Annotated in this window: 23 protein-coding genes and 1 tRNA gene; 11 read left to right on the top strand and 13 right to left on the bottom strand. The window is 62.1% G+C overall.

What is annotated here, in order from left to right; all coding sequences use genetic code 11:
* Nucleotides 1-70 precede the first annotated feature (70 nt).
* Nucleotides 71-1309, top strand: coding sequence for an MFS transporter (locus NYR54_RS03725; protein ID WP_261514156.1), 1239 nt, complete (start codon nucleotides 71-73; stop codon nucleotides 1307-1309).
* A 7-nt stretch (nucleotides 1310-1316) separates the two neighbouring features.
* Here NYR54_RS03725 and mgtE read toward each other — a convergent pair whose 3' ends face one another.
* The 3 genes from mgtE to NYR54_RS03710 form a co-directional block, all read right to left on the bottom strand.
* Nucleotides 1317-2735 (bottom strand): magnesium transporter, encoded by a 1419-nt coding sequence (gene mgtE, locus NYR54_RS03720; protein WP_261514155.1) that lies wholly within the window; start codon nucleotides 2733-2735, stop codon nucleotides 1317-1319.
* A 302-nt stretch (nucleotides 2736-3037) separates the two neighbouring features.
* A tRNA-Leu gene (locus NYR54_RS03715) sits at nucleotides 3038-3122 on the bottom strand.
* A gap of 126 nt (nucleotides 3123-3248) precedes the next feature.
* On the bottom strand, nucleotides 3249-3401 hold the full coding sequence (locus NYR54_RS03710; RefSeq protein WP_261514154.1) for a hypothetical protein: 153 nt from the start codon (nucleotides 3399-3401) through the stop codon (nucleotides 3249-3251).
* A gap of 299 nt (nucleotides 3402-3700) precedes the next feature.
* Between NYR54_RS03710 and lipB the strand changes: the two genes are divergently transcribed.
* The gene (lipB, locus tag NYR54_RS03705; RefSeq protein WP_261514153.1) at nucleotides 3701-4441 is read left to right on the top strand and encodes a lipoyl(octanoyl) transferase LipB; all 741 of its coding nucleotides are present in this window, start codon (nucleotides 3701-3703) and stop codon (nucleotides 4439-4441) included.
* A complete protein-coding gene (ggt, locus tag NYR54_RS03700) occupies nucleotides 4442-6202 on the top strand; it encodes a gamma-glutamyltransferase (RefSeq protein WP_261514152.1) in 1761 nt (586 codons plus the stop codon).
* A gap of 196 nt (nucleotides 6203-6398) precedes the next feature.
* Here ggt and hupB read toward each other — a convergent pair whose 3' ends face one another.
* The 5 genes from hupB to NYR54_RS03675 all read right to left on the bottom strand — a co-directional run bounded on the left by hupB (nucleotide 6399) and on the right by NYR54_RS03675 (nucleotide 12480).
* Nucleotides 6399-6671: a DNA-binding protein HupB gene (gene hupB, locus NYR54_RS03695; protein ID WP_261514150.1), complete on the bottom strand. Its 273-nt coding sequence runs from the start codon at nucleotides 6669-6671 to the stop codon at nucleotides 6399-6401.
* A gap of 193 nt (nucleotides 6672-6864) precedes the next feature.
* Nucleotides 6865-9279 carry an endopeptidase La gene (gene lon / locus NYR54_RS03690; protein WP_261514149.1) on the bottom strand — a complete coding sequence of 805 codons (2415 nt, stop codon included), beginning with the start codon at nucleotides 9277-9279 and terminating at the stop codon, nucleotides 6865-6867.
* Nucleotides 9280-9524: 245 nt separating this feature from the next.
* Nucleotides 9525-10799, bottom strand: a complete 1275-nt coding sequence (gene clpX / locus NYR54_RS03685; RefSeq protein WP_261514148.1) for an ATP-dependent Clp protease ATP-binding subunit ClpX — start codon at nucleotides 10797-10799, stop codon at nucleotides 9525-9527.
* Between the two features lie 272 nt (nucleotides 10800-11071).
* Entirely contained in the window at nucleotides 11072-11704 is a 633-nt protein-coding gene (clpP, locus tag NYR54_RS03680) for an ATP-dependent Clp endopeptidase proteolytic subunit ClpP (RefSeq protein ID WP_261514146.1), read from the bottom strand.
* A 152-nt stretch (nucleotides 11705-11856) separates the two neighbouring features.
* Nucleotides 11857-12480 (bottom strand): LysE family translocator, encoded by a 624-nt coding sequence (locus NYR54_RS03675; protein ID WP_261514142.1) that lies wholly within the window; start codon nucleotides 12478-12480, stop codon nucleotides 11857-11859.
* A 96-nt stretch (nucleotides 12481-12576) separates the two neighbouring features.
* Here NYR54_RS03675 and NYR54_RS03670 point away from each other — a divergent pair, with 96 nt between their 5' ends.
* Together NYR54_RS03670 and NYR54_RS03665 are read left to right on the top strand one after the other, a co-directional pair.
* A complete protein-coding gene (locus tag NYR54_RS03670; protein WP_261514141.1) occupies nucleotides 12577-13035 on the top strand; it encodes an Lrp/AsnC family transcriptional regulator in 459 nt (152 codons plus the stop codon).
* 90 nt (nucleotides 13036-13125) lie between these two features.
* Nucleotides 13126-13950: an arylamine N-acetyltransferase family protein gene (locus tag NYR54_RS03665; RefSeq protein ID WP_261514140.1), complete on the top strand. Its 825-nt coding sequence runs from the start codon at nucleotides 13126-13128 to the stop codon at nucleotides 13948-13950.
* Between the two features lie 750 nt (nucleotides 13951-14700).
* On the opposite strand, the gene uxaC is transcribed toward NYR54_RS03665, so the two are convergent.
* Nucleotides 14701-16122, bottom strand: a complete 1422-nt coding sequence (gene uxaC / locus NYR54_RS03660) for a glucuronate isomerase (protein WP_261514139.1) — start codon at nucleotides 16120-16122, stop codon at nucleotides 14701-14703.
* Nucleotides 16123-16424: 302 nt separating this feature from the next.
* Between uxaC and NYR54_RS03655 the strand changes: the two genes are divergently transcribed.
* The 6 genes from NYR54_RS03655 to aat all read left to right on the top strand — a co-directional run bounded on the left by NYR54_RS03655 (nucleotide 16425) and on the right by aat (nucleotide 21708).
* A complete protein-coding gene (locus tag NYR54_RS03655) occupies nucleotides 16425-17807 on the top strand; it encodes a M48 family metalloprotease (RefSeq protein ID WP_423738566.1) in 1383 nt (460 codons plus the stop codon).
* An 87-nt stretch (nucleotides 17808-17894) separates the two neighbouring features.
* Nucleotides 17895-18662 carry a DsbA family protein gene (locus NYR54_RS03650; protein WP_261514138.1) on the top strand — a complete coding sequence of 256 codons (768 nt, stop codon included), beginning with the start codon at nucleotides 17895-17897 and terminating at the stop codon, nucleotides 18660-18662.
* Between the two features lie 103 nt (nucleotides 18663-18765).
* Entirely contained in the window at nucleotides 18766-19206 is a 441-nt protein-coding gene (gene aroQ, locus NYR54_RS03645; protein ID WP_261514137.1) for a type II 3-dehydroquinate dehydratase, read from the top strand.
* 34 nt (nucleotides 19207-19240) lie between these two features.
* Nucleotides 19241-19720, top strand: coding sequence for an acetyl-CoA carboxylase biotin carboxyl carrier protein (gene accB / locus NYR54_RS03640; protein ID WP_261514136.1), 480 nt, complete (start codon nucleotides 19241-19243; stop codon nucleotides 19718-19720).
* A gap of 8 nt (nucleotides 19721-19728) precedes the next feature.
* A complete protein-coding gene (gene accC, locus NYR54_RS03635) occupies nucleotides 19729-21072 on the top strand; it encodes an acetyl-CoA carboxylase biotin carboxylase subunit (RefSeq protein ID WP_261514135.1) in 1344 nt (447 codons plus the stop codon).
* A gap of 24 nt (nucleotides 21073-21096) precedes the next feature.
* Entirely contained in the window at nucleotides 21097-21708 is a 612-nt protein-coding gene (gene aat, locus NYR54_RS03630) for a leucyl/phenylalanyl-tRNA--protein transferase (protein ID WP_261514134.1), read from the top strand.
* Nucleotides 21709-21736: 28 nt separating this feature from the next.
* Here the strand turns inward: aat and NYR54_RS03625 are convergent, their stop codons facing one another.
* The 4 genes from NYR54_RS03625 to gatB form a co-directional block, all read right to left on the bottom strand.
* Complete coding sequence (locus NYR54_RS03625; RefSeq protein WP_423738559.1) at nucleotides 21737-22168, bottom strand: DUF2155 domain-containing protein; 432 nt, start codon at nucleotides 22166-22168, stop codon at nucleotides 21737-21739.
* Nucleotides 22169-22275: 107 nt separating this feature from the next.
* Nucleotides 22276-22671, bottom strand: coding sequence for an NADH:ubiquinone oxidoreductase subunit NDUFA12 (locus NYR54_RS03620; RefSeq protein ID WP_261514133.1), 396 nt, complete (start codon nucleotides 22669-22671; stop codon nucleotides 22276-22278).
* An 89-nt stretch (nucleotides 22672-22760) separates the two neighbouring features.
* Nucleotides 22761-23252 (bottom strand): GNAT family N-acetyltransferase, encoded by a 492-nt coding sequence (locus NYR54_RS03615; RefSeq protein WP_261514132.1) that lies wholly within the window; start codon nucleotides 23250-23252, stop codon nucleotides 22761-22763.
* Nucleotides 23249-24748 (bottom strand): Asp-tRNA(Asn)/Glu-tRNA(Gln) amidotransferase subunit GatB, encoded by a 1500-nt coding sequence (gene gatB, locus NYR54_RS03610; protein WP_261514131.1) that lies wholly within the window; start codon nucleotides 24746-24748, stop codon nucleotides 23249-23251. Before gatB ends, NYR54_RS03615 begins: the two co-directional genes overlap by 4 nt.
* Nucleotides 24749-24781: the final 33 nt, after the last annotated feature.

Below are 24781 nucleotides of genomic sequence, written 5' to 3'. Positions count from 1 at the left end.
CGGCCCTTGGCTCTATTGCAACTACCTCCCAGCCCGGTAACGCTGGGCGCGTCAAAAAGCGGAAGAAGCTATGCTCACGCCCATGCCTGAAGCCGGTGAGCGCCGGCCGGACGACCTTTATTCCTGGCTGCGCCTCGGATTGTGCGTGGCGCTCGCCACTGTGGGCAGCGTGGGCATGTGGGCCTTCATCGTCGTCTTGCCCTACGTGCAGGCTGATTTCGCGGTGGAACGCGCCCAGGCGTCCCTGCCCTACACGTCGGCCATGATCGGCTTTGCCTTGGGCAACGTTGTCATCGGTCGCTATGTGGACCGGTTTGGAATCGCCTTGCCCGTGGCGCTTGCGGGCGTGGCACTCGCAGCGGGCTTCGCGCTCTGCGCGCTTTCCCAGTCCATCTGGCAGTTCACGATACTCCAGGGGCTGGTGGGGCTCGGGGCTTCGGCCACCTTCGGTCCCTTGATTGCCGACATCTCGCACTGGTTCGAACGGCGCCGCGGCATCGCCGTGGCGGCGGTCGCCAGCGGCAATTATCTGGCCGGCGTGGTCTGGCCAACCGTCATCAAGCTCATTCTCGAGAGCGGGAGCTGGCGCCTGGCGTTCGTCGTCATCGCAATCGTCTGCATCGTGATGATCCTGCCCCTGACATTCATGCTGCAGGCGGATCCGCCCGAGGCTTCGAGTGCGGCGGCAGGCCGGGTCAACGGCTCCCGCCCCGGGCGGGGCGCGAGCCCATTCTCGCCTGCCGTTCTGCAAGGGCTGCTGGTCGTGGCGGGCCTTGCCTGCTGCGTGGCCATGTCCATGCCGCAGGTGCACATCGTCGCCTATTGCGTCGATTTGGGATACGGGGTTGCGCGCGGCGCGGAGATGCTGTCGCTGATGCTAGCGGGCGGCATCGTCAGCCGGCTTGCCTCGGGCATGGTCGCCGACGTCATCGGCGGCGTGCGTACGCTTCTCATCGGCTCGGTGCTGCAGGGCCTGTCACTCGCCCTGTACATCCCCTTCGACGGGCTCGCGTCGCTTTACATCGTCTCGCTAGTGTTCGGCCTGGCGCAGGGCGGCATCGTTCCCTGCTACGCCATCATCATACGCGAATACTTGCCCGCGCGCGAAGCGGGGCAGCGGGTCGGTATCGTCGTGATGGCGACCATTATTGGCATGGCGGTGGGCGGCTGGATGTCGGGCTTTATCTACGATCTCACGGGCTCGTATCGGGCTGCGTTCCTCAACGGCATAGCCTGGAACGTGCTCAATGCGGCGGTGATGTTCACGATTCTGCTGCGCTCGCGCCGCCTCGCCTCGGCAACGGTCTGACAGCCGATCAAAGAAGCCCGAACCACCAGGTGGCGAGGCCGAGGAAGGCGAAGAAGCCGACCACGTCCGTAATGGTCGTCAGGAAGACAGAGGAAGCGACCGCCGGGTCGATACCCAGACGGTTTAGGAGCAGCGGGATAAGGATTCCGGCAAGCGCGGCCACGAACATATTGATGATCATGGCCGCAGCGATGATTCCCCCAATGGTGACGCTGTCGAACCAGGTGCCGGCGATGAGGCCGATCAGGGTGGCGAAGACGACGCCATTCAGCAGCCCCACGCCGATCTCGCGGCGGATGATGCGCCAGGCATTGTGAGCGCCGAGATCGCCGGTGGCGAGCGCCCGCACCGTCACGGTCATGGTCTGCGATCCCGCATTGCCCCCCATGCCCGCGACGATGGGCATGAGCACAGCGAGCGCCACCACCTGCTCGATGGTCGCGTCGAACAGGCTGATGACGGAGGCGGCAAGAAAGGCGGTTATGAGGTTTACCATCAGCCACGGGACGCGGGAACGCCCCGCCGCCAGCACCGAATCGGACAGTTCCTCGTCGCCCACGCCGCCCATGCGCAGGAGGTCTTCTTCCGCTTCCTGCGTGATGACATCCACCACGTCATCGATGGTGAGCACGCCCACCAGCCGATCGTTTTCGTCCACAACAGCGGCCGAGAGCAGGTCGTACTGCTCGAATATTCGTGCGGCCTCCTCCTGGTCCATCGTGGCGGGAATCGCGTGTCGCGTCTCGTGCATGATGTCTTCGATCTTGACCGAGCGCTGCGTGCGCAGGATCCGGTCGAGATCGACGGCGCCCACCAGCCGAAACGTGGGGTCGATGACGAAAATCTGCGAGAAGGAATCGGGCAGGTTCCGGTCTTCGCGCATGTAGTCGATCGTCTGGCCCACGGTCCAAAAAGGCGGGACAGCGACGAACTCCGTCTGCATGCGCCGGCCGGCCGTCTCTTCCGGATACCCGAGCGAGCGGCGCAGGCGCACGCGCTCGGTGAAGGGAAGCTGAGCTAGGATTTCCTCCTGATCCTCGGGATCGAGGTCTTCAAGGATGTAGACGGCGTCGTCCGAATCGAGCTGCTGAACGGCCTCGGCAATCTGCTCGTTGGGCAGGCTTTCCACGATGTCGAGGCGAATCGCCTCGTCCACCTCCGTCAGCGCCGTGAAATCGAACTCCGCGCCCATGAGCCGGACGAGCGCCCGGCGCTGCTCCGGCTGGAGTGCTTCCAGAAGATCGCCGATTTCCGACTGGTGCAGCGAGGCCACACCCTGCTTGAGGGCGGCGGTGTCACCGTCGGCTATGGCTGCGCCGACGCGAGCGAGAAAATCCGGCGAAATCACGCCGTCCTCGTCATAGATGCCGCGCTCCGGCGCTTCGGCCGGGCCGCTGTCATGCGCTTCGGTCTCCGGCTCGCTCAAGGCGCTCTCCTTGCGTCGACGTGGCGGCGAATGCCACCTCTACAGTATCCCCCAAAAATCTGAATCGATTTTCGGGAGGCACGATGCGCAGTTTCAATAGCTTATAGCGATCGCTTCGCAAACGCGCGGTGCGCACACCCGCCGCAGCGATAAAAAGCCCGCGGGCGGATGAGTCGCAAGGGTTTATTGCCACGCGGGTTGCGTTCGATAATGGGCGTTAGCGCCTTGGGGACGGTTATGTGTCCCACGGCCTTCTGAAGAGGGACACCCTACATTGAAAATAAAGTAGGATTTCAAGGGTTTGGTGCGGTCGAGAAGACTCGAACTTCCACGGGTTGCCCCACAGCGACCTCAACGCTGCGCGTCTACCAATTCCGCCACGACCGCTCGTAACGAAGGGCCGGCTCGATCCGGCAGGGGGCATGTAGCAAATCGCCTGCCGCGAAACAAGACCGCCGACGGGTGAATTCGCGCAAAGATTTGCGCTTCATCCCGCGCCGGCCGGAGCGCAGCCTAAACCACGTTCTGAACCAGAAGCCCGATGCCAACGCTGACGGCGAGGGCCAGTGTTTCCTCAGGCGTAGGTAGGATTCCGAAAAGAAAATCCGCCACCAGCATCGCTGCCACGAAACCGATGGCACCTCCAAAAAGCTGGCGCAGTGTCATGCCCGTTTCCTTGTTGCCATTGGCATCCGGCCGGCATTTTACGCGGCGCGGAGACTCGTTCAAGCCGCTGTGAATCCCCAAGTGATTGCGCACAATTGAGCCCTGGTCTGTTGGTGCGGGCTTCCCGCCGTCGCGCGTGCATCAGTCCTTTGCGACCCCAGTGATGCTCACAAGTGCGAACAGGTGCTATAAGTGTGATGGCACACTTAACTGCTTGGGAGAACGCTGCCGAGATACCCATCCGCGGCTGGTCTTTGCGGATCCTTCCTCCCTCTAATCAGAATCGATCGCACAGCGGCATGAACCAGATAACCCCAGCTTCCACCTTTTTTCCGCAGGACGGGTTTCCTCCGGTGCAGTGGCGGATCGAAAAAGGCCTGACACCCTATGATGCAGCCCTGTCCGTCATGGAAGCGCGCGCCGACGCGATTCGTGCCGGGACGGCGGACGAACTGGTCTGGCTGGTCGAGCACCCGCCCCTCTACACGGCCGGCACGAACGCCGACCCGCGCGACCTGCTCCAGCCGGACCGTTTTCCCGTCTACAAGACCGGGCGCGGCGGCGAATACACCTATCACGGGCCCGGGCAGCGCGTCGCCTATGTCATGTTGGATCTGAAGCGCCGCCGCGAGGACGTGCGCGCCTTTGTGCGCGCGCTCGAGGAATGGATCATCCGCGCGCTCGCCCGCTTTAATGTGAAGGGCGAACGGCGCGAGGGGCGTGTCGGCGTCTGGGTGGTGCGACCGGACAAGGCGCCACTTCCTGACGGCGCACCCATGGAAGACAAGATTGCCGCGATCGGCATCCGCCTACGCCGGTGGGTGAGCTTTCATGGCATCGCGGTGAATGTGGAACCGGAGCTATCGCATTTTTCCGGAATCGTGCCGTGCGGTGTCTCCGGCTTTGGCGTCACGAGCCTGGTGGATCTCGGCCTGCCGGTGACACTCGAGGATTTCGATGTGGAACTGAAGCAGGCCTTTGAGGAGGTTTTCGGGCCGGCCAATATGTTTCAGGGGGGGCTATTGGAAGGAGTACTTTAGATGGTTTTGGCACATCGGCGAGGTGCCGCCGGCGCATTGATGCTGGCGCTCTTCCTTTCAACGCCCGCTTTCACGCAGCAGGCTTCCGACACGGTCGCCCCGGAGATCGCCAGCGGCGTGGAAGAAAAGGAGCTGGTTTCAGCCAGCAAACAAATGGTCGTGGCTGCCAATCCGCTTGCAGCGCAGGCAGGGCTCGACGTGCTGCGCCAGGGCGGCAGCGCGGCCGACGCGCTGGTCGCGGTCCAGACCGTGCTTGGCTTGGTGGAGCCGCAATCTTCCGGGCTTGGCGGCGGCGCCTTCCTCGTCTGGTACGATGCGCAGACGGGTGAGATCACTACCTTCGACGGGCGGGAAACCGCGCCCATGGCCGCTTCGGACGACCTCTTTCTTGAAGACGGCGAACCCATGGCTTTCTTCGACGCCGTGATCGGCGGCCGGTCGGTGGGCACGCCGGGTGTCGTGCGGCTAATGGAAGCGGTACACCAGCGCTATGGAAAGCACGAATGGGCAGATCTGTTCGAGTCCGCCATCGAACTTGCGGAAGCGGGCTTCGAGGTCTCCCCGAGGCTTCACACGCAAATCGCCGACGACCGAGGCAAGCTGGACCAGGAGCCTGCCGCGCGCGCCTATTTCTATGATGAATCCGGCGAGCCGATTGCCGCGGGCACGATTCTGAAGAACCCGGATTATGCAGCCACCCTGCGCACCATTGCCCAAGAGGGCGCGGACGCCTTTTATACCGGCGACATTGCGCAAAAGATCGTGGAGGCGGTGCGCAACCATCCGACCAACCCGGGCCTTCTGTCACTGGAGGACCTTGCATCCTACGAAGTAAAGCAGCGGCCCGCCGTTTGCGTACCCTATCGCGGGCTTGATGTGTGCGGAATGGGGCCACCCTCCTCCGGCGCCCTCACCATCGGGCAAATCCTCGGCATGGTTTCCCACTTCAATCTCGCCGCACTCGGCCCTGACGACCCGGAAAGCTGGCGCATCATTGGCGAGGCCACACGGCTGGCCTTTGCGGACCGCGATATGTACATGGCCGACAGCGATTTCGTCTCCATGCCGCAGGGGCTGCTGAACGCCAGCTATCTGGAGGAGCGCGCCGCCCTCATCCGCCGGACTACGGCTCTGCCGGCGGAGGAAGTGAAGGCGGGAACGCCGCCATGGGACAAGGCCGAGTTCCGCCTCCCCGGCATCGCTCCGGAGCTTCCCTCCACCAGCCACTTCGTCATCGTCGACGAAGAAGGCAACATCGCCTCCATGACCACCTCGATCGAAAGCGGCTTCGGCTCGCGGCAGATGGCGGCGGGCTTCCTGCTCAACAACCAGCTCACGGACTTCGCCTTCTCGCCCCAAAACGGCGGTGAGGCGGTGGCCAATCGTGTCGAGCCCGGCAAACGCCCGCGCTCGTCCATGTCACCGACGATTATCCTGAAAGAGGGTAAACCCGTCTTCGCGCTGGGCTCGCCCGGCGGCAGCAACATCATCCCCTATGTCGCCAACGCCATCATCGCGCTCGTGGACTGGAAGATGGACATGCAGCAGGCGGTTTCCCTGCCGCATCTTTCCAACCGGTTCGGCACTTACGATCTGGAAGCCGGCACACCGGCAGAGGAGCTAGCCGACGACCTGCAGGCGCTCGGTTTCGAGACACGTGTTACGGAACTGAACTCAGGCCTGCACGGTGTCGCCATCACGCCGGACGGCCTTCAAGGCGGCGCCGACCCGCGACGCGAGGGCGTGGCTGTCGGTGATTAAAGCGGGATGGAGCCGGCGGCCTTCTTACGTCATCCCCGCCGGCGGAGCGAGAACCGGAACCCAGAAGGCAATGGCGCTACTGGTTCCGGAAAACCGCTGCGCCGCTTCCGGGATGATGGTGGATGGCGGGCACCCAAAAAACTGAAAAGCCGGGACTGGCCCGGCTCTTCTCCTCGTAAAGCGATTGCTTTGCGCGTCAGTTGACGGCGTCCTTGAGGCCCTTACCCGCCGAGAACTTGGGCACGTTCCGCGCCGGAATCTTCACCTCCGCACCGGTCTGCGGGTTGCGGCCAGTGGAGGCTTCGCGCCGCGACACGCTGAAATTGCCAAAGCCGACGAGCCGAACGTCGCCGCCCTTCTTCAGCTCTTCGGTGATGACGGAGAAGACCGCGTCCACTGCCGACTGAGCATCCCCCTTGGAAAGGTTGGCCTTGTCGGCAACGGCGGAGACTAGTTCGTTCTTGTTCATAAACAACAAACCCCTTCCTGATTACCGCCGGATAGCGACTCAACCGGCGAGTTTGCAGTCTATGAAGAAGTTTATGGCTCACCAAGTGCGAAATGCGACATGACAAGGGAAAAAGCGCGGTTTTCCGCGGTTTTCAGTAAAAAAAGCCGGCCCAAAATAGGCCGGCTCGCATTCTGGTGCCTTCAGGACCGGTTCAATGGGCGACGGTCTGCTGCCCCGCTTCCTCGCCCACCTCTACCTTGGCGGGAGTTCCAACCGGTTCCACCCATTCAATGGGTTCCGGCTTGCGCACGAGCGCGTGCTCCAGAACCTCGCCGACACGGCTGACCGGGACGATCTCCAGACCGTTCTTCACGTTCTCTGGAATATCGGCCAGATCCTTGGCGTTTTCTTCCGGGATCAGCACCTTCTTGATGCCGCCGCGAAGCGCCGCGAGCAGCTTTTCCTTCAGGCCACCGATCGGCAGCACCCGTCCGCGCAGCGTGATCTCGCCCGTCATGGCGATGTCCTTGCGCACCGGGATGCCGGTCATCACGGAGACGATCGCCGTCACCATGGCCACGCCGGCCGAAGGTCCATCCTTGGGCGTCGCGCCTTCCGGCACGTGCACGTGGATGTCCTTCTTGTCGAAGATGGGCGGCTCGATTCCGAAATCGACAGCGCGAGAGCGGACATAGGATGCCGCCGCAGAGATCGATTCCTTCATCACATCACGCAGGTTGCCGGTGACCGTCATCTTGCCCTTGCCGGGCATCATGACACCCTCGATGGTCAGCAGCTCGCCGCCAACCTCCGTCCAGGCAAGGCCTGTGACCACGCCCACCTGATCCTCGCCCTCGGCCTGGCCAAAGCGGAACCGCGGCACGCCGAGATACTGGGACAGGTTCTCCTCGGTGATCTCGACACTCTCCTTGCCCGTCTTCAGGATCTCGGTGACGGCCTTGCGCGCCAGTTTCATCAGCTCACGCTCAAGGTTACGCACGCCGGCCTCCCGCGTGTAGGTGCGGATGATGGTCTGCAGTGCGCCGTCGGATACCGAGAACTCGCCGGGCTTCAAGGCATGTTCGCGCACGGCCTTGGGCAGGAGATGCCGCTTGGCGATCTCGACCTTCTCGTCTTCCGTGTAGCCGGCGATACGGATGATCTCCATCCGGTCCATCAGGGCCGGCGGAATGTTCAGCGTATTCGCCGTCGTCACGAACATCACGCTCGACAGGTCGTATTCGACCTCGAGGTAGTGATCCATGAAGGTCGAGTTCTGCTCCGGATCGAGCACCTCAAGCAGCGCCGACGAGGGATCGCCGCGGAAGTCCATGCCCATCTTGTCGATCTCGTCGAGCAGGAAGAGCGGATTGGACTTCTTGGCCTTTCGCATCGACTGGATCACCTTGCCGGGCATCGAGCCGATATAGGTACGCCGGTGGCCGCGGATCTCCGCCTCATCCCGCACGCCGCCCAGCGCCATGCGCACGAACTCGCGGCCCGTAGCGCGCGCGATCGACTTGCCGAGCGACGTCTTGCCGACTCCAGGAGGGCCAACAAGGCACAGGATGGGACCCTTGATCTTCTTCTGCCGGCTCTGGACCGCCAGATACTCGATGATGCGCTCCTTGACCTTTTCCAGACCGTAATGGTCGGCGTCGAGCACCTCCTCGGCATAGGACAGGTCGATGCGCACCTTGGAATTGTTCTTCCAAGGGATGGACAGCAGCCAGTCGAGATAGTTGCGCACCACGGTCGCCTCCGCAGACATAGGCGACATGGTCTGCAGCTTCTTCAGCTCGGCTTCCGCCTTCTCGCGCGCCTCCTTGGAGAGCTTCGTCTTCTTGATGCGCTCCTCGAGCTCCGTGATCTCGTTGCGGCCATCCTCCCCCTCGCCGAGTTCCTTCTGAATGGCCTTCATCTGCTCATTCAGATAGTACTCGCGCTGCGTCTTCTCCATCTGGCGCTTGACGCGCGAGCGGATGCGCTTCTCCACCTGGAGCACGGAGATCTCGGCCTCCATGAAGCCCATGGCCTTTTCCAGGCGCTCGCGCACCGAGAGCGTGGCCAGCATCTCCTGCTTCTCGGGGATCTTGATCGCCAGATGCGAAGCGACAGTGTCAGCGAGCTTGGCGTAATCCTCGATCTGGCTCACCGCGCCCACAACCTCGGGCGAAATCTTTTTGTTGAGCTTCACATAGTTCTCGAAGTCGGCGATGACGGAGCGCGCCAGCGCCTCGATCTCGATCCGGTCCTCGCTCGGCGCATGAAGGATCGTGGCATTCGCCTCATGGAAGTCCTCGCGCCCTGTGAAGCCGGTGATCTTCGCGCGGGCCGCGCCCTCGACAAGCACCTTGACCGTGCCGTCGGGCAGCTTCAGCAGCTGCAGGACGTTCGCAACCGTGCCGACGTCGTAAATCGCGCTGGGCTCCGGATCGTCATCAGCCGCATTCATCTGAGTCGCCAGCAGCACCTGCTTTTCGGCGCTCATCACCTCTTCCAGCGCTCTGATCGACTTCTCGCGCCCCACGAACAGAGGCACGATCATGTGCGGAAACACCACGATGTCGCGCAGAGGCAACACCGGAAACAGCATTTCGCCGGAAGTCTTGTTTGCTTCTGTCATTTTTTGTGCCTTTCAAGCCGCAGCCGCATAGCACCGGGGCCGCGGAGATCACAATTGGAAGGCCACGTTTCGCCCCTGAAGGCTTGCCATCTGCAACACCAATTCCGGGAAACGAAACCGCCACCGCTTGCTCCTTAAGTGGAGGCGATGGCTGCCAATATCAAGGGCGCGATTCAGCGGGCGGACCACTCGCAATGCGACGCTCGGCATCGCTATATCGCCTTTCCGCTCGCCTCTGGCTCCGCTCACGCGCTGACGCTGCCTTTTTCCTTCTCGCGCTCGGCGTAGATGTAAAGGGGCCTCGCATTGCCGGCCACCACCTCGTCGGAGATGACGACCTCCTGCACCCCCTCAAGCGCCGGCAGTTCGAACATGGTGTCGAGCAGGATCGCCTCCATGATGGAGCGCAAACCGCGCGCACCCGTCTTCCGCTCGATGGCCCGCTTGGCAATCGCCCTCAGCGCGTTCTCGTGGAAGGTAAGCTCCACATTCTCCATCTCGAACAGGCGCTGATACTGTTTGACGAGCGCATTCTTGGGCTCCGTCAGAATCTGTACCAGCGCGTCCTCGTCGAGATCTTCCAGCGTCGCCAGCACCGGCAGACGGCCGACGAATTCGGGGATGAGACCGAACTTCAGCAGATCCTCCGGCTCCACCTGACGCAAGAGCTCACCGGCGCGGCGGTCTTCAGGCGCAGACACATTCGCGCCGAAGCCTATGGAGGTCTTGCGGCCACGATCGGAGATGATCTTTTCCAGCCCAGCGAAGGCGCCGCCACAGATGAAGAGGATCGAGGACGTGTCGACCTGCAGGAACTCCTGCTGCGGATGCTTGCGCCCGCCCTGGGGCGGCACGGATGCAATCGTGCCTTCCATGATCTTTAGCAGTGCCTGCTGCACACCCTCGCCTGAGACGTCACGTGTGATCGAGGGATTGTCGGACTTGCGCGAAATCTTGTCGATCTCGTCGATATAGACGATACCGCGCTGCGCCCGCTCGACGTTGTAGTCGGCCGCCTGCAGAAGCTTGAGGATGATGTTTTCCACATCCTCGCCCACATAGCCCGCCTCCGTCAGCGTGGTGGCGTCCGCCATGGTGAAGGGCACGTCGATGATGCGCGCCAGCGTCTGGGCAAGCAACGTCTTGCCGCAGCCCGTCGGCCCGATCAGCAGGATGTTGGATTTGGCGAGTTCCACATCGGTGTTCTTGCCCGCGTGGGCGAGCCGCTTGTAATGGTTGTGTACGGCCACCGAGAGAACGCGCTTAGCGTAGTTCTGGCCGATCACGTAATCGTCCAGAACCTTCATGATCTCCTGCGGGGTCGGAACGCCCTCGCGCGACTTCACCATAGAGGACTTGTTCTCCTCGCGGATGATGTCCATGCACAGCTCGACGCATTCATCACAAATGAAGACGGTCGGGCCTGCGATCAGCTTGCGCACCTCATGCTGGCTCTTGCCGCAGAAGGAGCAGTACAGCGTGTTCTTGGAATCGCCGCCGCTGTTGCTGATCTTGCTCATATCTCACGTCCTTTCAGTACCACCGACGCTTTTATCACGCCGGACGAGCGAGCAAGGATACATGCATCCCCGCCGCTATGCTCCATAACCCGCTTTCCGTACGAAATACAAATCGGAAAGCGTGTCATCGAATCCCCTCGAGAGCCTAAGGCGCCGATACTCAACATAGGCTTAACCTAGGCACTTGCCAGCGCTTAGGAAACAGGAAATTTCGGCGGAAGTAGTACTGCGCCCAGCTAATTTCGTTCCGCTGCCGGGCGGAGTCGCGCTGGCTAGGTGGTCGCCGGCCCCTCAAGGGCCTCCCGCGAGGTAATGACCTTATCTATTAGGCCGAACTCCCTCGCCTCCTCGGCATTCATGAAATGGTCACGGTCAAGCGTACGCTCGATCGTGTCGTAATCGCGTCCAGTGTGCTTCACATAGATTTCGTTCAGCCGCCGCTTCAGCTTGATGATGTCCTGGGCGTGACGCTCGATATCCGAGGCCTGGCCCTGGAAGCCGCCGGAAGGCTGGTGCACCATGATGCGCGCATTGGGCGTGGCAAAGCGCATGCCCTTGGCGCCGGCGGTCAGAAGCAGCGAGCCCATCGAAGCGGCCTGGCCGATGCAGAGCGTGGAGACGGGCGGCTTGATGAACTGCATGGTGTCGTAAATGGCCATGCCGCTCGTCACGATTCCGCCGGGCGAATTGATGTAGAGCGCGATCTCCTTCTTCGGATTCTCGGCCTCCAGGAACAGAAGCTGGGCACAGACCAGAGAGGCCATGCCGTCTTCCACCGGGCCGGTGATGAAGATGATCCGCTCCTTGAGGAGCCGCGAGAAGATGTCATAGGCGCGTTCGCCGCGGTTCGTCTGCTCGACGACCATCGGCACAAGGTTCATCGCGGTCTCGACGGGATTGGCCATTGAAGGGTTACCTTTTCGTTCAGTTCGCGTCCTTTAGGGGCGCAAGGTATCCATACCGTGCATTGCCGATATAGGATGCAGCCTCGTGCCTGCGCAAGGGCGTTGCGTAAGGCCGCGCATGGTTGATGCTGCCTTTGTTCCGGCCGCCCACCTCAGGAGGCAGCCAAGAGCAGGCCGAAACCGACTAGAATCGCGCCGAGCCCGCGCGTGATCCAAGCAAGAAGCCCGGTGCGCTGAGCCGCTCCCGCCATGCCGGCGCCGAGCAGGCAGAAGCATCCCGCGGCAATCCATTCGAGCGTGAGAGAGACCGCCACCATTTGCGCGAACTGCCGCGCGAAACCCGCCTGACCGGGCGTGACGAATTGGGCGTAAAAGGCAGTGGCGAAGAGAATCGCCTTCGGATTCATGATGGCGACCAGAAATTCCGCACGCATGAACTGGTAGAGGCTGAGCGGTTCGCGGCGCGGTCCCTTCCCGATTCCCATTTCCGTTCCTGCCGAGCGCAGAAGTCGATAGCCCGCCCAGGCAAGATAAAGCGCGCCGCCCCATTTCAGTGACGCAAAGGCGACCGGCGAAGCCGCAAGGAGAAGGCTGAGACCGGAGCCTGCCGCAAGAAAGATGAGGAGATAGGCAGGGTAACGCCCGAGCGATGCGAGGTGCGCTGCTTTGTAGCCATGCGTCAACGAGCGTGAGAAGGCAAGAACGTTGTTCGGCCCGGGAGAAAAATGCACCGGCAGCGAAGCGATGATGAAGGTCAACCACAATTCCGTAGACATAACGTCCTCCCTCCTTGGGTAGACGCCATGATTCAACAGACAGCCGGAGCATGTCCTTGCGAAGATTGCTTGTGTAGCTGCCCGTTCAGCTACAAAATGCCAATCGACCGGCGCATTTTGCGCATCCTTCAGGAGGACGGACGGCTTACGAATGTCGAGCTTGCCGATCGTGTGGGGCTTTCGCCCTCGCCCTGCCTGCGTCGCATAAAGCGCCTGGAGGAAGAGGGCATTATCAAGGGCTATCGCGCCGTGCTCGACCGCCGGGCCGTTTCCCTGGGGCTTACGATCTTTACCGAGATCAAGGTGGACAGGCACACGCGCGCCAACGCCGACGCGCTGCAAAAGGCACTGGAGGCCATACCGGAAGTGGTTTCCTGTCACATGGTTTCGGGCGCGCCGGACTTCATCGCCGAGATCGTCGTGCCAGATCTGGCTGCTTACGAGGCGCTTCTGACCAACGTTCTGCTCGAACTTCCGATGGTGGAGGACATAAAGTCGAATTTTTCCATGCGTGCGGTGAAGACGGATGGCCCGCTTCCACTATCTCCGGATTGATCCCATTGGATACACGGCACCGCGTGTCGCCTTGCGATCTCGCCGTCTCTCACACATCTTTAAAGCTCGCATGGCGGAAGGGAGAAACGCATGGAACAGGCCGCGCCGGCGCTCGACATTGAAAGCTATTTCCTCCGCATCGGTTATGACGGGCCGCGCGAGCCGACACTGGCTACCCTGAAAGCCCTGCATCTCCACCATCCGCTCGCCATTCCGTTCGAAAATCTCGATCCGTTTCTGCACCGGCCCGTCAAGCTCGATCTGGCCGCGCTGCAGGAAAAGCTCGTTTGGGGAAAAAGAGGCGGCTATTGCTTCGAGCAAAACCTGCTTTTCATGGCCGTGCTGCGCGCATTGGGCTTCAGGGTGACGGGCCTTGCCGCCCGTGTGCTCTGGAACCGGCCGGAGGATGCGCTGACCCCGCGCACCCACATGCTGCTGCGGATAGACTTCCCCAATGGCGCATGGATTGCGGATGTGGGATTTGGAGGGCTGACACTAACCGCACCATTGCGTCTTCAGCCCGGCCTTCTTCAGGAAACCCCTCACGAAACGTTCCGTCTCGACGGCGACGGCGACGGCTTCCGCATGCTCGCGCTTGCGGGCGGAAAATGGCGGACGCTCTACCGCTTCGGGCTGGAGGAGCAGTTTCAGGTCGATTACGAGATAACCAACTACTACCTCGCCCATAGTCCCGCATCGCATTTCCGGAATTCGCTGATCGCCGCCCGCCCAGTCCGGAATGGGCGCTATGCGCTCTTGAACGCCCGCCTCAATGTCTATGGCGACGTAAGCGACGCCCCACGGGACCTCGCCTCGGTCGAGGAGATCGAAACCGTTCTGCGTACCATCTTCGGGATCGCGGTGCCGGACGTGGCGAATCTCGCCCGCGCGCTGCAGCGCGAATCGCTTCTGTAGACAGCGAAGCGCTCAGCACGCCCGGCGGGCCGCAAGAGCGGCGCGCCCTATCTGACGCTGCCATGGCGAACGGCTACGACAAAGGCAGGATAAAAACGGCTTGTGGGAGGTCTACGACACAGGCAGCGGCGCCGTCGTCAAAATTGACGGCCTGCCTCTGGCAGGATTTGACGAAAAAGAGGCGGATGAGGCGGTCGAAAGGCTCCAGGCAAGGGATATATATCGCCCGAATAAAAGCCCCGGAACGCCATAACGCGCACACGCTTTGTACGTCGTTTGAGGAGCAATTCCCGGAAAGAAAGCACCGGATTTCCGCCCGGAATTGCGAAAAACAAAACTTGGATCATTTCAGCGTCATGAAAACCTGAATGATCTCAAGGAAGGCACATCATTCCCGGTCGTGCTCATCATGAACCAACCAGTTCGTGGGGTTCAGGAATTCCAGAAGGCGGAGCTGGCAGTTCGGGCAAAGTTCGTATTCCGCGTCCTGTATGGGCCTCCCCTCACGAGGTGTGATCGTGATCCTGATCCATCTTAGTTCGTCAATCTTTCGCTCTTTGCTCCGAACGCCGCATCCTTCACAGGTCCACTCGCGGCTCAATGTTCCTCCCACTGGTTTATTGGTTTCATACTGGCATTGTGTGCGGTTTTTGGAAAACCTCCTGCTCTTCTACGTTAGTACATTAGAATTGGTACGTGAGAATTGGAGAATTTTGGGGCCAAGGGTTCCTCAAGCTACTTCTCTGTTCGTCACAGTTTGTAGGCATCCTTCGCGGCCTGATAGCTCAGATATGCGGCGATCTCCCTCGCGCTCGCTTTCGACAGCCGGTGCTCGGCAACCAGAAGAGCGAGAAAGCGGCAGACCTCGCGGCGCCACAGGTCATGGCGTGCGGGGATGGACAGGAGGGCGCGCGTATCATCGTTGAAACCGGCGAGATTATAGAAGCCCGCCGTCTCCACAACCTGATCCAGATAGCGCCGGATTCCATTGGAGCTGTCGTGGAACCACCAGGGCGGGCCGATGCGCAGGCTCGACCAGTAACCCGCCATGGGCGCCAGCTCCCGCGCATAGGTGCTTTCGTCCAGGGTAAAGAGGATTAGCCGGAAGTTTTCAGCATTTCCGTAACGCGAAAGCAGCGGCGACAGACCGTTCACGAAGTCGGTGCGCATGGGAATGTCGGCGCCCAGGTTGGGACCGCGCTCGGCCATCAGCACCGGGTCAGTATTGCGCCGCGAGCCGGCATGGATCTGCATCACCATGCCGTCCTCCGCCGACAGGCCGGCCATTTCCGTCAGCATCTGCGCTCGAAAGAGCTCCCTGCCTGCCGCATCGAGCCGCCCTGCAAGCGCGTCATCGAGCAGCTTCTGCTTGTCGGCGGCCGGAAGGTCTGCCGTGGCTGCGCTCGGCACGCCATGGTCCGTAGCGACCGCCCCCATCTCGCGGAAAGCGGCCCTACGCTTCCTATGCGCCTCGATCAGCCCCTCCCAGCGGGCCGTATCCTCCCCCGTTATCTCGGCAAGCCGTACGATGTTTTCGCGAAAACCGGGCACATCCGGATCCGTTACGTCGTCCGGCCGGTAAGTAGTGCGGATACGACCGATCAGACCCTTCTCCTTCAGAGCGCGGTGATGCGTAAGAGGATCCAGCGCAAATTCGGTGGTGGCGATCACCTCCACATTGGCCCGGTCGAGCACGGCAAGCGGAAGAAGATCGGGATCGGCAAGGCGCTTGTTGATAAGATCGTATAGGGCATCCGCATTTTGCGCCGAGAGCGGCTCGGTGAGGCCAAAGGCGAAGTTGAGCGAGTGATCGATCCACATGCGCGACGGCGTACCGGCGAACAGGTGGTAGTTGGCGGCAAAGAGACGCCAGGCTTCCCTGCCCTCCGCCACAGGGCGGCCGTCCTTGCGCGGTACTCCCAGCCGGTCGTAGGAGATGCCCTGGCTCTGCAGCATTCTGAGCACGTAATGATCCGGCGTCAGGAACAGCGCCGCGGCATCGGTAAACGGCCGGTTTTCCGCGAACCAGGCCGGATCGGTGTGCCCGTGCGGGCTGACGATGGGCAGGTTTGCCACGCTCTCATAGAGCTCTCGCGCAATACTGAGCGCAGGCCCCTGCGGAAAGAGCCGGTCAGGATTAAGAAAGTCCGAGCCTTGTTCCTCGCGATGCATGCGCCTCATCCGGAAATGGAGATCAAGACAGGCAGAAAGAAAGGCAGCGGTATTGCGGCTGCCAAAGCACTCCCCTTGCGGCAATCACATAGGCCGCAAATCACCCGTCCATATTGGTCCCCGTCAGCATCGTCCGGCCCCGATGGCCGGATCGAACCCTCTGTTCTTGTGGTCGGCACAATCGTCCGCGTCAAGAGGAGGATAGGGTCCCAAAGGCATTCCTGTGCATCAAAAGCCGGTGAAGGTGGGCAACAGACGCCTTTTCATCGCCATGAAGCTCGCCTACCAATCCACCCATGATGATGTTCGACCGCCGTGCACCGTTTCTTCCACGCGTCTTTGCCGCGTTTTTTGCTTTCGCTTACGGGCTTTCCGCCGCCATACCGGCCGCGCAAGCGCAGGGCCGGATGCCGGTGGTGCGCGACGCCGAGATTGAGGCGCTGGTCGCTGAATATGCCGCGCCCATTCTCCAGGCCGCAGGCCTTTCGCGCTCCGGAATCGAGATCGTGCTTGTCAACGATCACAACTTCAACGCCTTCGTGGCGGGTCGACGCATATTCATCCACACGGGCGCGCTGATGACGGCGGAGACGCCCAATCAGATCATCGGCGTCATCGCCCACGAGGCCGGCCACATCGCCGGCGGGCACCAGCACCGGCTGCGCGAACAGATCGCCCGCGCGCAGACCATGGCGGTGGTGGCTGCGCTGCTTGGGGTGGGTGCCGCTGCCGCCGGGGCGGCGGCCGACATTGGAGGCCTAGGCGGCGCGGGCGCCGGGCTTGCTGCCGGCGGTGCCGAAGCGGCAAGACGCAGCCTGCTGGGCTACCAGCGCACCGAGGAGATTACCGCCGACCGCTCGGCAATCGAGTATCTCGAACGCACCGGCCAGTCCGGACGCGGCATGCTGGAAACCTTCGAGCGCATGGCGGGCAGCCTGGCGCTGGCGGGCGTCAACACCGACCCGTACCAGCTCAGCCATCCGATGCCGCGCGACCGCATTGCCAATCTGAAGGTCCTTGTTGAGCAAAGCCCTCACTACAGTCGCCGCGATCCGCCTGCCCTGCAGCTCCGCCACGATCTGATGCGGGCGAAGATTGCCGCCTATACGGCCGGCCGCAACGCTGTCGACCGCCTTTTCCGCAACGATCCGAATGGCCTTCCGGCGCTTTATGGACAGGCGATCCTGAGCTATCTTCACGGCAACCCGCGCGACGCGCTCAACAGGATCGACCGGCTGATCGCCGCCCAGCCATCCAACCCCTACTTCCATGAATTGCGCGGCGAGGCCCTGATAAAGGCAAACCGCCCGCGCGAGGCGGCGGAGGCTTATGCGAAAGCGATCAGCCTTTCCCCTTCGTCCTCCGGTCTCCTGCGGGTGGGCTATGGGCAGGCGCTACTTGCAACCGGGCAGCCCGATCTGGTGCGGAAAGCGGCGGCCGAACTCAAGAACGGCCTCGCGCGCGAACCGGAATACGTCAATGGCTACCGTTTCCTCGCCCAGGCCTATGGGCAGCTTGGCGATATCGGCGCCGCGGAGCTCGCCACCGCCGAGGGCTATTTTCACGCGGGCGCCTATCGCGACGCGAAGATGTTCGCCGCGCGGGCGCAGACGAAGCTGAAGCGCGGCTCGCCGGAATGGTTGCGTGCGCAAGACATCATCGACTTCCGGGCGCCGCGCGGATGAGAAGCTTGATCCCCTCCCTCCCGGGGTGCACAAGACCGGGATGAAGCGAAAAAGTGGCAGCGGGCCGATTTGGCAAGGAACAACCCCATGAAGAAGATTTTGATCGTTGCGGGGGCCGTATCGGCCCTCGCTGCTTCCGGTCTCGCAGCAGCCGGCCTGTCCACTGCGAGCGAGCGTCAGAGCGAGGCAACCGCGGCCACGAACCGCGCCGAGATCGAGGCCATCGTGCACGACTATCTGCTCGCGAACCCGGAAATCCTGATCGAGATGCAGACGGCACTCGAACAGAAGATGCGCGAGCAGCAGGCTGCCGCAAGCCGCCAGGCGATAGCGGAGTCGGCGGACCTCATCTTCAACAGCGAGTATGACGGCGTGATTGGCAACCCCGACGGCGACGTCACGGTGGTGGAGTTCTTCGACTACAATTGCGGCTACTGCAGACGGGCGCTCTCCGACATGGAAGCGCTGGTGCAGAGCGACCCGAACCTACGCTTCGTGCTCAAGGAGTTCCCCATTCTGGGGCCTGAATCCCATGAAGCGCATGTGGTCTCGATGGCATTCCGCGAACTGATACCGGAGAAATACGGCGAGTTCCACCGCAAGCTCCTGGGCGGCGGAGGCCGGGCGGACGGCGAAAGCGCGATGAAGATCGCGCTGGAACTCGGGGCTGATGAAGCCCAGTTGCGCGAGCGTATGCGCGATCCCGAGATCGAAGCCGCGTTCCGTAAGACTTACGAGCTTGCCGACCGGCTGCAGATCACCGGAACGCCCTCTTATGTCATCGGCCAGGAGGTAGTCTTCGGGGCGCTCGGCAAGGATCATCTGAGCGAGAAGATCGAGAGCGCACGTCAATAGCGACGCCGTTAAGCTTCCTGCCTCGATTTTGGACGGCTGCGCCCTTTCCGACAGGTGGCAAGCCGACTATAGAAGGCGCAAAGCGGGTCCGCAGGGAAATGCGATGACGAAGACGATCTATGTGCTGAACGGTCCGAACCTGAACATGCTCGGAAAGCGCGAGCCTGGCATCTATGGCGGCAAAGCCCTGGCCGACGTGGAGGCCGACTGCCGCGCGCGGGCCGAGGTGCTTGGCGTCGCCATCGAGTTCCGTCAGTCCAACCACGAGGGCGTTCTGGTCGACTGGATTCACGAAGCGGGTGAAAAGGGTGCGGCCGGCATCGTCATCAATCCCGGCGCCTATGGCCATACCTCCATCGCGCTTCATGATGCGATACGCGCGGTAAGCCCGCTTCCTGTCATCGAGGTTCACCTTTCAAATATCCACGCCCGTGAACCGTTTCGACATCAATCCATGATAGCGCCGGTCGCAAAGGGTATGATATGCGGCCTCGGCCCGATCGGCTACATGCTGGCGCTGGAGGCGCTGGCAGCGCGCGCTTGAGCAGTTTTACCGGGGCGAGGCAGGACGGAAGAACATGGCAATAAAAAAGAACGACTTTGACCAACAGCTCATCCGGGATCTGGCGAGCATTCTCGATGAGACCCGGCTCACCGAGATCGAAGTCGAGGTGGAGGACGGGTTTCGCATAAGGGTCGCGCGCCAGTCGCCCGTGGTTCAGGCCACCGTCCCGGCTCCCCAGCTTGCTGCGCCCGCTGCCGTCGAGACGCAACCGGCACGATCAACCGCGCAGGAAAGCACTGCCGAGACGCCGGACCTTACCAAGAACGCCGTCTCCTCGCCCATGGTTGGCACAGCCTATCGCGCCCCTGCCCCTGGTGCAGATCCCTTCATCGAAGTGGGTCAGACCGTGGAGAAGGGTCAGACATTGCTCATCATCGAAGCGATGAAGACGATGAACCAGATTCCCTCACCATATGCCGGCGTCGTCAAGGCGATCCTGTTCCAGGATGCGCAGCCGGTCGAATATGGCGAGCCTCTGGTCATCATCGAGTAGGACGGGCGATGTTCCAGAAGATCCTGATCGCCAATCGCGGCGAGATCGCGCTCAGAATCCTGCGCGCCTGCAAGGAGCTCGGCATTCAGACCGTCGCGGTCCACTCGACCGCCGATGCGGACGCCATGCATGTGCGGCTTGCCGACGAGAGCGTGTGCATCGGCCCGCCACCTTCCCGCGACAGCTATCTCAACATTCACCAGATCCTCGCCGCCTGCGAGATCACGGGCGCCGATGCGATCCACCCAGGTTACGGCTTCTTGGCGGAAAACGCCAAGTTCGCGGAGATTCTTGCGGCCCATAACATCACCTTCATCGGCCCATCGGCCGAGCATATCCGCATCATGGGCGACAAGATCGAGGCCAAGCGCACTGCAAAGCGTCTGGGCATTCCCGTCGTGCCGGGCTCCGACGGGGCGGTGCGCGACGAGCATGAGGCTAAGAGGATCGCCGCCGACATCGGCTATCCGGTGCTCATCAAGGCATCCGCAGGCGGTGGCGGACGCGGCATGAAGGTGGCCCGTAGTGAAACCGAGCTTTCGCAGGCCCTTTCCACCGCGCGTGCGGAAGCGGGCGCCGCCTTCGGCGACGATGCGGTCTATCTCGAAAAATATCTGGAAAAGCCGCGGCACATCGAAGTTCAGGTGATGGGCGACGGCGCCGGCAATGCGATCCATCTGGGAGAGCGCGACTGCTCGCTGCAGCGCCGCCATCAGAAGGTGTGGGAGGAGGCGACCTCCCCCGCCCTCAATGTGGAGCAGCGCAACCGCATCGGCGAGACCGTGGCGCGCGCGGTAGCCGATCTCGGCTATTCGGGCGCCGGAACCGTCGAGTTCCTGTACGAGAACGGTGAGTTCTACTTCATCGAAATGAATACGCGCCTGCAGGTCGAACATCCCGTCACGGAGGCCATCACCGGCATCGACCTTGTCCACGAGCAGATCCGCATCGCCTCGGGCGGCGGGCTTTCACTGCGGCAGGACGAGGTGCGTTTCCACGGCCATGCGATCGAGTGCCGCATCAACGCGGAGGACCCGCGCACCTTCGTGCCCTCGCCCGGTACGATCACCCATTTCCATACGCCAGGAGGCCTGGGCGTGCGCGTCGATTCGGGCGTCTATTCTGGCTATCGCATCCCGCCCTATTACGACAGCCTGATCGGCAAGCTTATCGTTCACGGGCGCAACCGGGTCGAGTGCATGATGCGACTGCGGCGCGCGCTTGACGAATTCGTCGTCGACGGCATCAATTCGACCTTGCCACTTTTCCGCGACCTGGTCGGCAATATTGATGTGGCCAATGGCGACTACGATATTCACTGGCTGGAGAACTATCTCGCTCAAGGCCGGTAGCGCGGCTGCTTCGCGGGCACGACGATGACGCGCCCATTTGCGCCTGGTTTCCGCATTCCGCCGGACTTGCTCCTGCGGGCCTATGCGACAGGCGTGTTCCCAATGGCCGAAAGCGCAGACGACCCGGAAGTCTTCTGGGTGCGGCCGGAGATGCGCGGCGTCATCCCGCTGGACAAGTTTCATGTCCCGCGCAGCCTGAAGAAGCTTCTGCGCCGCAAACCCTATGAAATCCGCTATGATCATGATTTCGCTGGCGTGATTTCAGCCTGTGCGGAACCCGGACCAGACCGGCAGGAAACCTGGATAAACGAGCCCATCCGCGAGGCTTACACCCGGCTTTTCGAACAAGGCTATTGCCACACGGTGGAGGCATGGCAGGAGGGGCGCCTCGTCGGCGGCCTCTACGGCGTCACGCTTGGCCGCGCCTTCTTCGGCGAAAGCATGTTCACGCGCTCGCCCAACGCTTCCAAGATCTGCCTCGTGCATCTTGTCGAACGGCTGAACGAACGCGGCTTCACGCTGCTCGACACGCAGTTCACCACGCCGCATCTGAAGCGCTTCGGCGCCATAGACGTTCCCCGCCGCCGCTACGAGCAGCTTCTGGCGGAGGCGCTGGAGGGAAGCGCGAAGTTCTGAGCGGTTTTGAGCGAGAAAAGCGGCGGGGTCAGTCCGTCTCCGGCGGCGGGACGTCCGAGCTTTGCTTGCAGGCCTTCAGCCACACGTCGTAGACGGCATGCTCGATCGCATTGAGGCCCGGGCTTTCGGCAAACATCCAGCCACTGAAGATTTTCCGGATATCCCGGTCGAGTGTGATTTCATTCACCTCGACAAAGGCGTCCGTCTTCGGCTCCTCCGTCTCGGGCGACGAATAGCACACGCGCGGCGTGATCTGGAGCGAGCCGAACTGCACCGTCTCGTCCATATAGACGTCGAAGACGGTGGTGTTGCCCGTTATCTTGTCGATGCCTCCGAACTCGGCGACCGGATTTTTGATGCGTTCGGTTTGGGCCTGGGCCGGGCCAGCCGCCCCCGCGGCAATAGCCGCCATAAGGACCGCTAGTACCGCTTTTGCGGAAAAACATCTGGCTCGTCTCATTCCGCGCCCTGCTCCTTCATCCGAGCTGCAACTCTTCGCGCCTAATTTGCGATTGTGGCGAGAAATGAGGTTCCGGACAGTTTCCAGAGCCTTCATAAAGAAGGTTCTCAGCTGGGTGTCCAAGCGTCGTAGTCGCCGGTAACCCGCGGCCGTCCTTCCTTCGCGAGCACCGAGCCGCGCGGACGATAGGCCGCGGGCGTACCGGTGAGATTGGGCTTGTGCGGCTTCTGCCACTCACGCGGGGTGTAGTCCTCCTCGGTGGGGGGCCTATCCACCTTGTGGTGCAGCCATCCGTGCCAGCCGGGCGGTACCATGGAGGCTTCCGAATAGCCGTTGTAGATCACCCAGCGACGGGTGCGGCCCTCCGAATCCGTGCCGCCCTGATAGTAGACATTGCCGAATTCGTCCTCGCCGACGCGCTGGCCCTTGCGCCAGGTGTGAAAGCGCGTGCCGAGCGTCTGGCCGTTCCACCAGGTAAAGAACTGCAGCAGGAATTTTTTCATTGCACTCCTCAAGGGTGCGCGGATCGTCAACTGGTTGCCTTATGGCCGCGCTCCGGCCGGATGGCAAGGGCCCGCGCGCTTTCGTCGCCTCAAAGCTTCAGCTTGAACCCGACATGGCTCTTGGCAAAGCCTAGCCGCTCATAGAACCGGTGGGCGTCCACGCGCACGGCATTGGACATGAGCTGAACCTGACGCGCGCCAGCCCTGCGCGCTTCCTCGATGGCGAAGCGAATCATTGCCGCACCAATGCCGCGCCCGCGCAGGTCAGCGCGCGTCTGCACGGCCTCTACTGTCATCTTGAGGCTGCCGCGGCCAGTGAGCGTTCTCGTCAGCGTCGTCTGGAAGGTGCCGGCCACCTCGCCTGCAAGCTCGGCCACATAGAGCCTGTCATTAGGGCTTCGTTCGATCTCTTCAAAAGCGGCGAGATAATCGCCGGCTGCGACCGGGTCGGAGGTATCGCCATGCCCGCCGAGCGAGTCAGCGGCAAAAAGCGCCACGAGGGTAGGAAGGTCCTCGCGCCGGGCGTGCCGGATCGTCACCTTTCCGCCATCGGGCAACACGGCGCTGCCGGCTTCGCTCATTCGATGCCGAGCTTCTGCTTCACGAGCGCGTTGACCGCCTGCGGATTGGCCTTGCCCTGGGTCGCCTTCATCACCTGGCCGACGAACCAGCCGGCGAGCGTCGGCTTGGCCTTCGCCTGCTCGACCTTGTCCGGATTGGCGGCGATCACCTCGTCCACGGCCTTCTCGATCGCCGCGGTGTCGGTGACCTGCTTCATGCCGCGTTCTTCAACGATCCGGGTGGGGTCGCCGCCCTCGTTCCAGACGATCTCGAACAGGTCCTTGGCGATCTTGCCGGAAATCGTGCCGTCCTTGATCAGATCGATGATGGCGCCGAGCTGATCCGGCGATACCGGCGTCTCCTCGATGCTCTTGCCGTTCTTGTTCAGCGCGCCGAGCAGATCGTTGATGACCCAGTTCGCAGCAGCCTTGCCGTCGCGGCCCGCGGCCACCTGCTCGAAATAATCCGCAATGGCCTTTTCGGACACGAGCACCGATGCATCATATTCCGAAAGCCCGAAGCTTTCCATGAAGCGCGCCTTCTTCTCGTCGGGCAGCTCCGGCAGATCGGCTGCAAGCGCATCCACATAGGCCTGATCGAAGACGAGCGGCACGAGGTCCGGATCGGGGAAGTAGCGGTAGTCATGCGCCTCCTCCTTGGTGCGCATGGAGCGTGTCTCGCCCTTGTTGGGGTCGAACAGGCGGGTCTCCTGCTCAACCTTCCCGCCATCCTCCAGAATCGCGATCTGCCTGCGGGCCTCCGATTCGATGGCTTGACCCACAAAGCGGATGGAGTTGACGTTCTTGATCTCGCAGCGCGTGCCGAAAGGTTCGCCCGGCCGCCGCACGGAAACGTTCACATCGGCACGCAGCGAGCCCTCTTCCATATTGCCGTCGCAGGTGCCGAGATAGCGCAGAATCGTCCTTAGCTTGGTCAGGAAGGCCTTTGCCTCTTCAGCCGAGCGCAAATCCGGCTTCGAGACAATTTCCATCAGCGCGATGCCGGAACGGTTGAGGTCCACATAGGACATGGTGGGATGCTGGTCGTGCAGGCTCTTGCCGGCGTCTTGCTCCAGATGCAACCGTTCGATGCCCACCCTGATTTCCTCGAAGCTGCCGTCCCGAGCGGGACCGACGGAGACGATCACCTCGCCCTCGCCCACGATCGGCTGCTTGTACTGCGAAATCTGATAGCCCTGCGGCAGGTCTGGGTAGAAATAGTTCTTACGGTCGAAGACGGAGCGGTGGTTGATCTTCGCCTTCAGCCCCAGCCCGGTGCGGATCGCCTGCTTGACGCATTCCTCGTTGATGACCGGCAGCATGCCAGGCATGGCCGCGTCCACCAGGCTGACATTGGCATTGGGCGCGGCCCCGAATTCGGTGGAGGCGCCCGAGAAGAGCTTGGCACGGGAGGTGACCTGGGCGTGGATCTCCATGCCGATAATGACCTCCCAGTCGCCGGTGGCGCCTGGGATGAGCCGCTTCGGATCGGGGGTTCGCGTATCGATAATCGTCATGGGCCGTGAGGAAAATGCGCAATTAGGATTGCG

This window comes from Chelativorans petroleitrophicus (assembly GCF_025398195.1).
GTDB lineage: Bacteria > Pseudomonadota > Alphaproteobacteria > Rhizobiales > Rhizobiaceae > Chelativorans > Chelativorans petroleitrophicus.
Note: the sequence above shows the minus strand (reverse complement) of the source record. Positions and strands in the feature narration are given on the sequence as shown.

Bases quoted from the DNA above. Each gene is read 5' to 3' on its own strand.
- NYR54_RS03725 (WP_261514156.1), top strand. From the start codon at position 71: ATGCTCACGCCCATGCCTGAAGCCGGTGAGCGCCGGCCGGACGACCTT.
- NYR54_RS03710 (WP_261514154.1), bottom strand. From the start codon at position 3,401: ATGACACTGCGCCAGCTTTTTGGAGGTGCCATCGGTTTCGTGGCAGCG.
- lipB (WP_261514153.1), top strand. From the start codon at position 3,701: ATGAACCAGATAACCCCAGCTTCCACCTTTTTTCCGCAGGACGGGTTT.
- ggt (WP_261514152.1), top strand. From the start codon at position 4,442: ATGGTTTTGGCACATCGGCGAGGTGCCGCCGGCGCATTGATGCTGGCG.
- hupB (WP_261514150.1), bottom strand. From the start codon at position 6,671: ATGAACAAGAACGAACTAGTCTCCGCCGTTGCCGACAAGGCCAACCTT.
- lon (WP_261514149.1), bottom strand. From the start codon at position 9,279: ATGACAGAAGCAAACAAGACTTCCGGCGAAATGCTGTTTCCGGTGTTG.
- clpX (WP_261514148.1), bottom strand. From the start codon at position 10,799: ATGAGCAAGATCAGCAACAGCGGCGGCGATTCCAAGAACACGCTGTAC.
- clpP (WP_261514146.1), bottom strand. From the start codon at position 11,704: ATGGCCAATCCCGTCGAGACCGCGATGAACCTTGTGCCGATGGTCGTC.
- NYR54_RS03675 (WP_261514142.1), bottom strand. From the start codon at position 12,480: ATGTCTACGGAATTGTGGTTGACCTTCATCATCGCTTCGCTGCCGGTG.
- NYR54_RS03670 (WP_261514141.1), top strand. From the start codon at position 12,577: ATGCCAATCGACCGGCGCATTTTGCGCATCCTTCAGGAGGACGGACGG.
- NYR54_RS03665 (WP_261514140.1), top strand. From the start codon at position 13,126: ATGGAACAGGCCGCGCCGGCGCTCGACATTGAAAGCTATTTCCTCCGC.
- uxaC (WP_261514139.1), bottom strand. From the start codon at position 16,122: ATGCATCGCGAGGAACAAGGCTCGGACTTTCTTAATCCTGACCGGCTC.
- NYR54_RS03655 (WP_423738566.1), top strand. From the start codon at position 16,425: ATGTTCGACCGCCGTGCACCGTTTCTTCCACGCGTCTTTGCCGCGTTT.
- NYR54_RS03650 (WP_261514138.1), top strand. From the start codon at position 17,895: ATGAAGAAGATTTTGATCGTTGCGGGGGCCGTATCGGCCCTCGCTGCT.
- aroQ (WP_261514137.1), top strand. From the start codon at position 18,766: ATGACGAAGACGATCTATGTGCTGAACGGTCCGAACCTGAACATGCTC.
- accB (WP_261514136.1), top strand. From the start codon at position 19,241: ATGGCAATAAAAAAGAACGACTTTGACCAACAGCTCATCCGGGATCTG.
- accC (WP_261514135.1), top strand. From the start codon at position 19,729: ATGTTCCAGAAGATCCTGATCGCCAATCGCGGCGAGATCGCGCTCAGA.
- aat (WP_261514134.1), top strand. From the start codon at position 21,097: ATGACGCGCCCATTTGCGCCTGGTTTCCGCATTCCGCCGGACTTGCTC.
- NYR54_RS03625 (WP_423738559.1), bottom strand. From the start codon at position 22,168: ATGAGACGAGCCAGATGTTTTTCCGCAAAAGCGGTACTAGCGGTCCTT.
- NYR54_RS03620 (WP_261514133.1), bottom strand. From the start codon at position 22,671: ATGAAAAAATTCCTGCTGCAGTTCTTTACCTGGTGGAACGGCCAGACG.
- NYR54_RS03615 (WP_261514132.1), bottom strand. From the start codon at position 23,252: ATGAGCGAAGCCGGCAGCGCCGTGTTGCCCGATGGCGGAAAGGTGACG.
- gatB (WP_261514131.1), bottom strand. From the start codon at position 24,748: ATGACGATTATCGATACGCGAACCCCCGATCCGAAGCGGCTCATCCCA.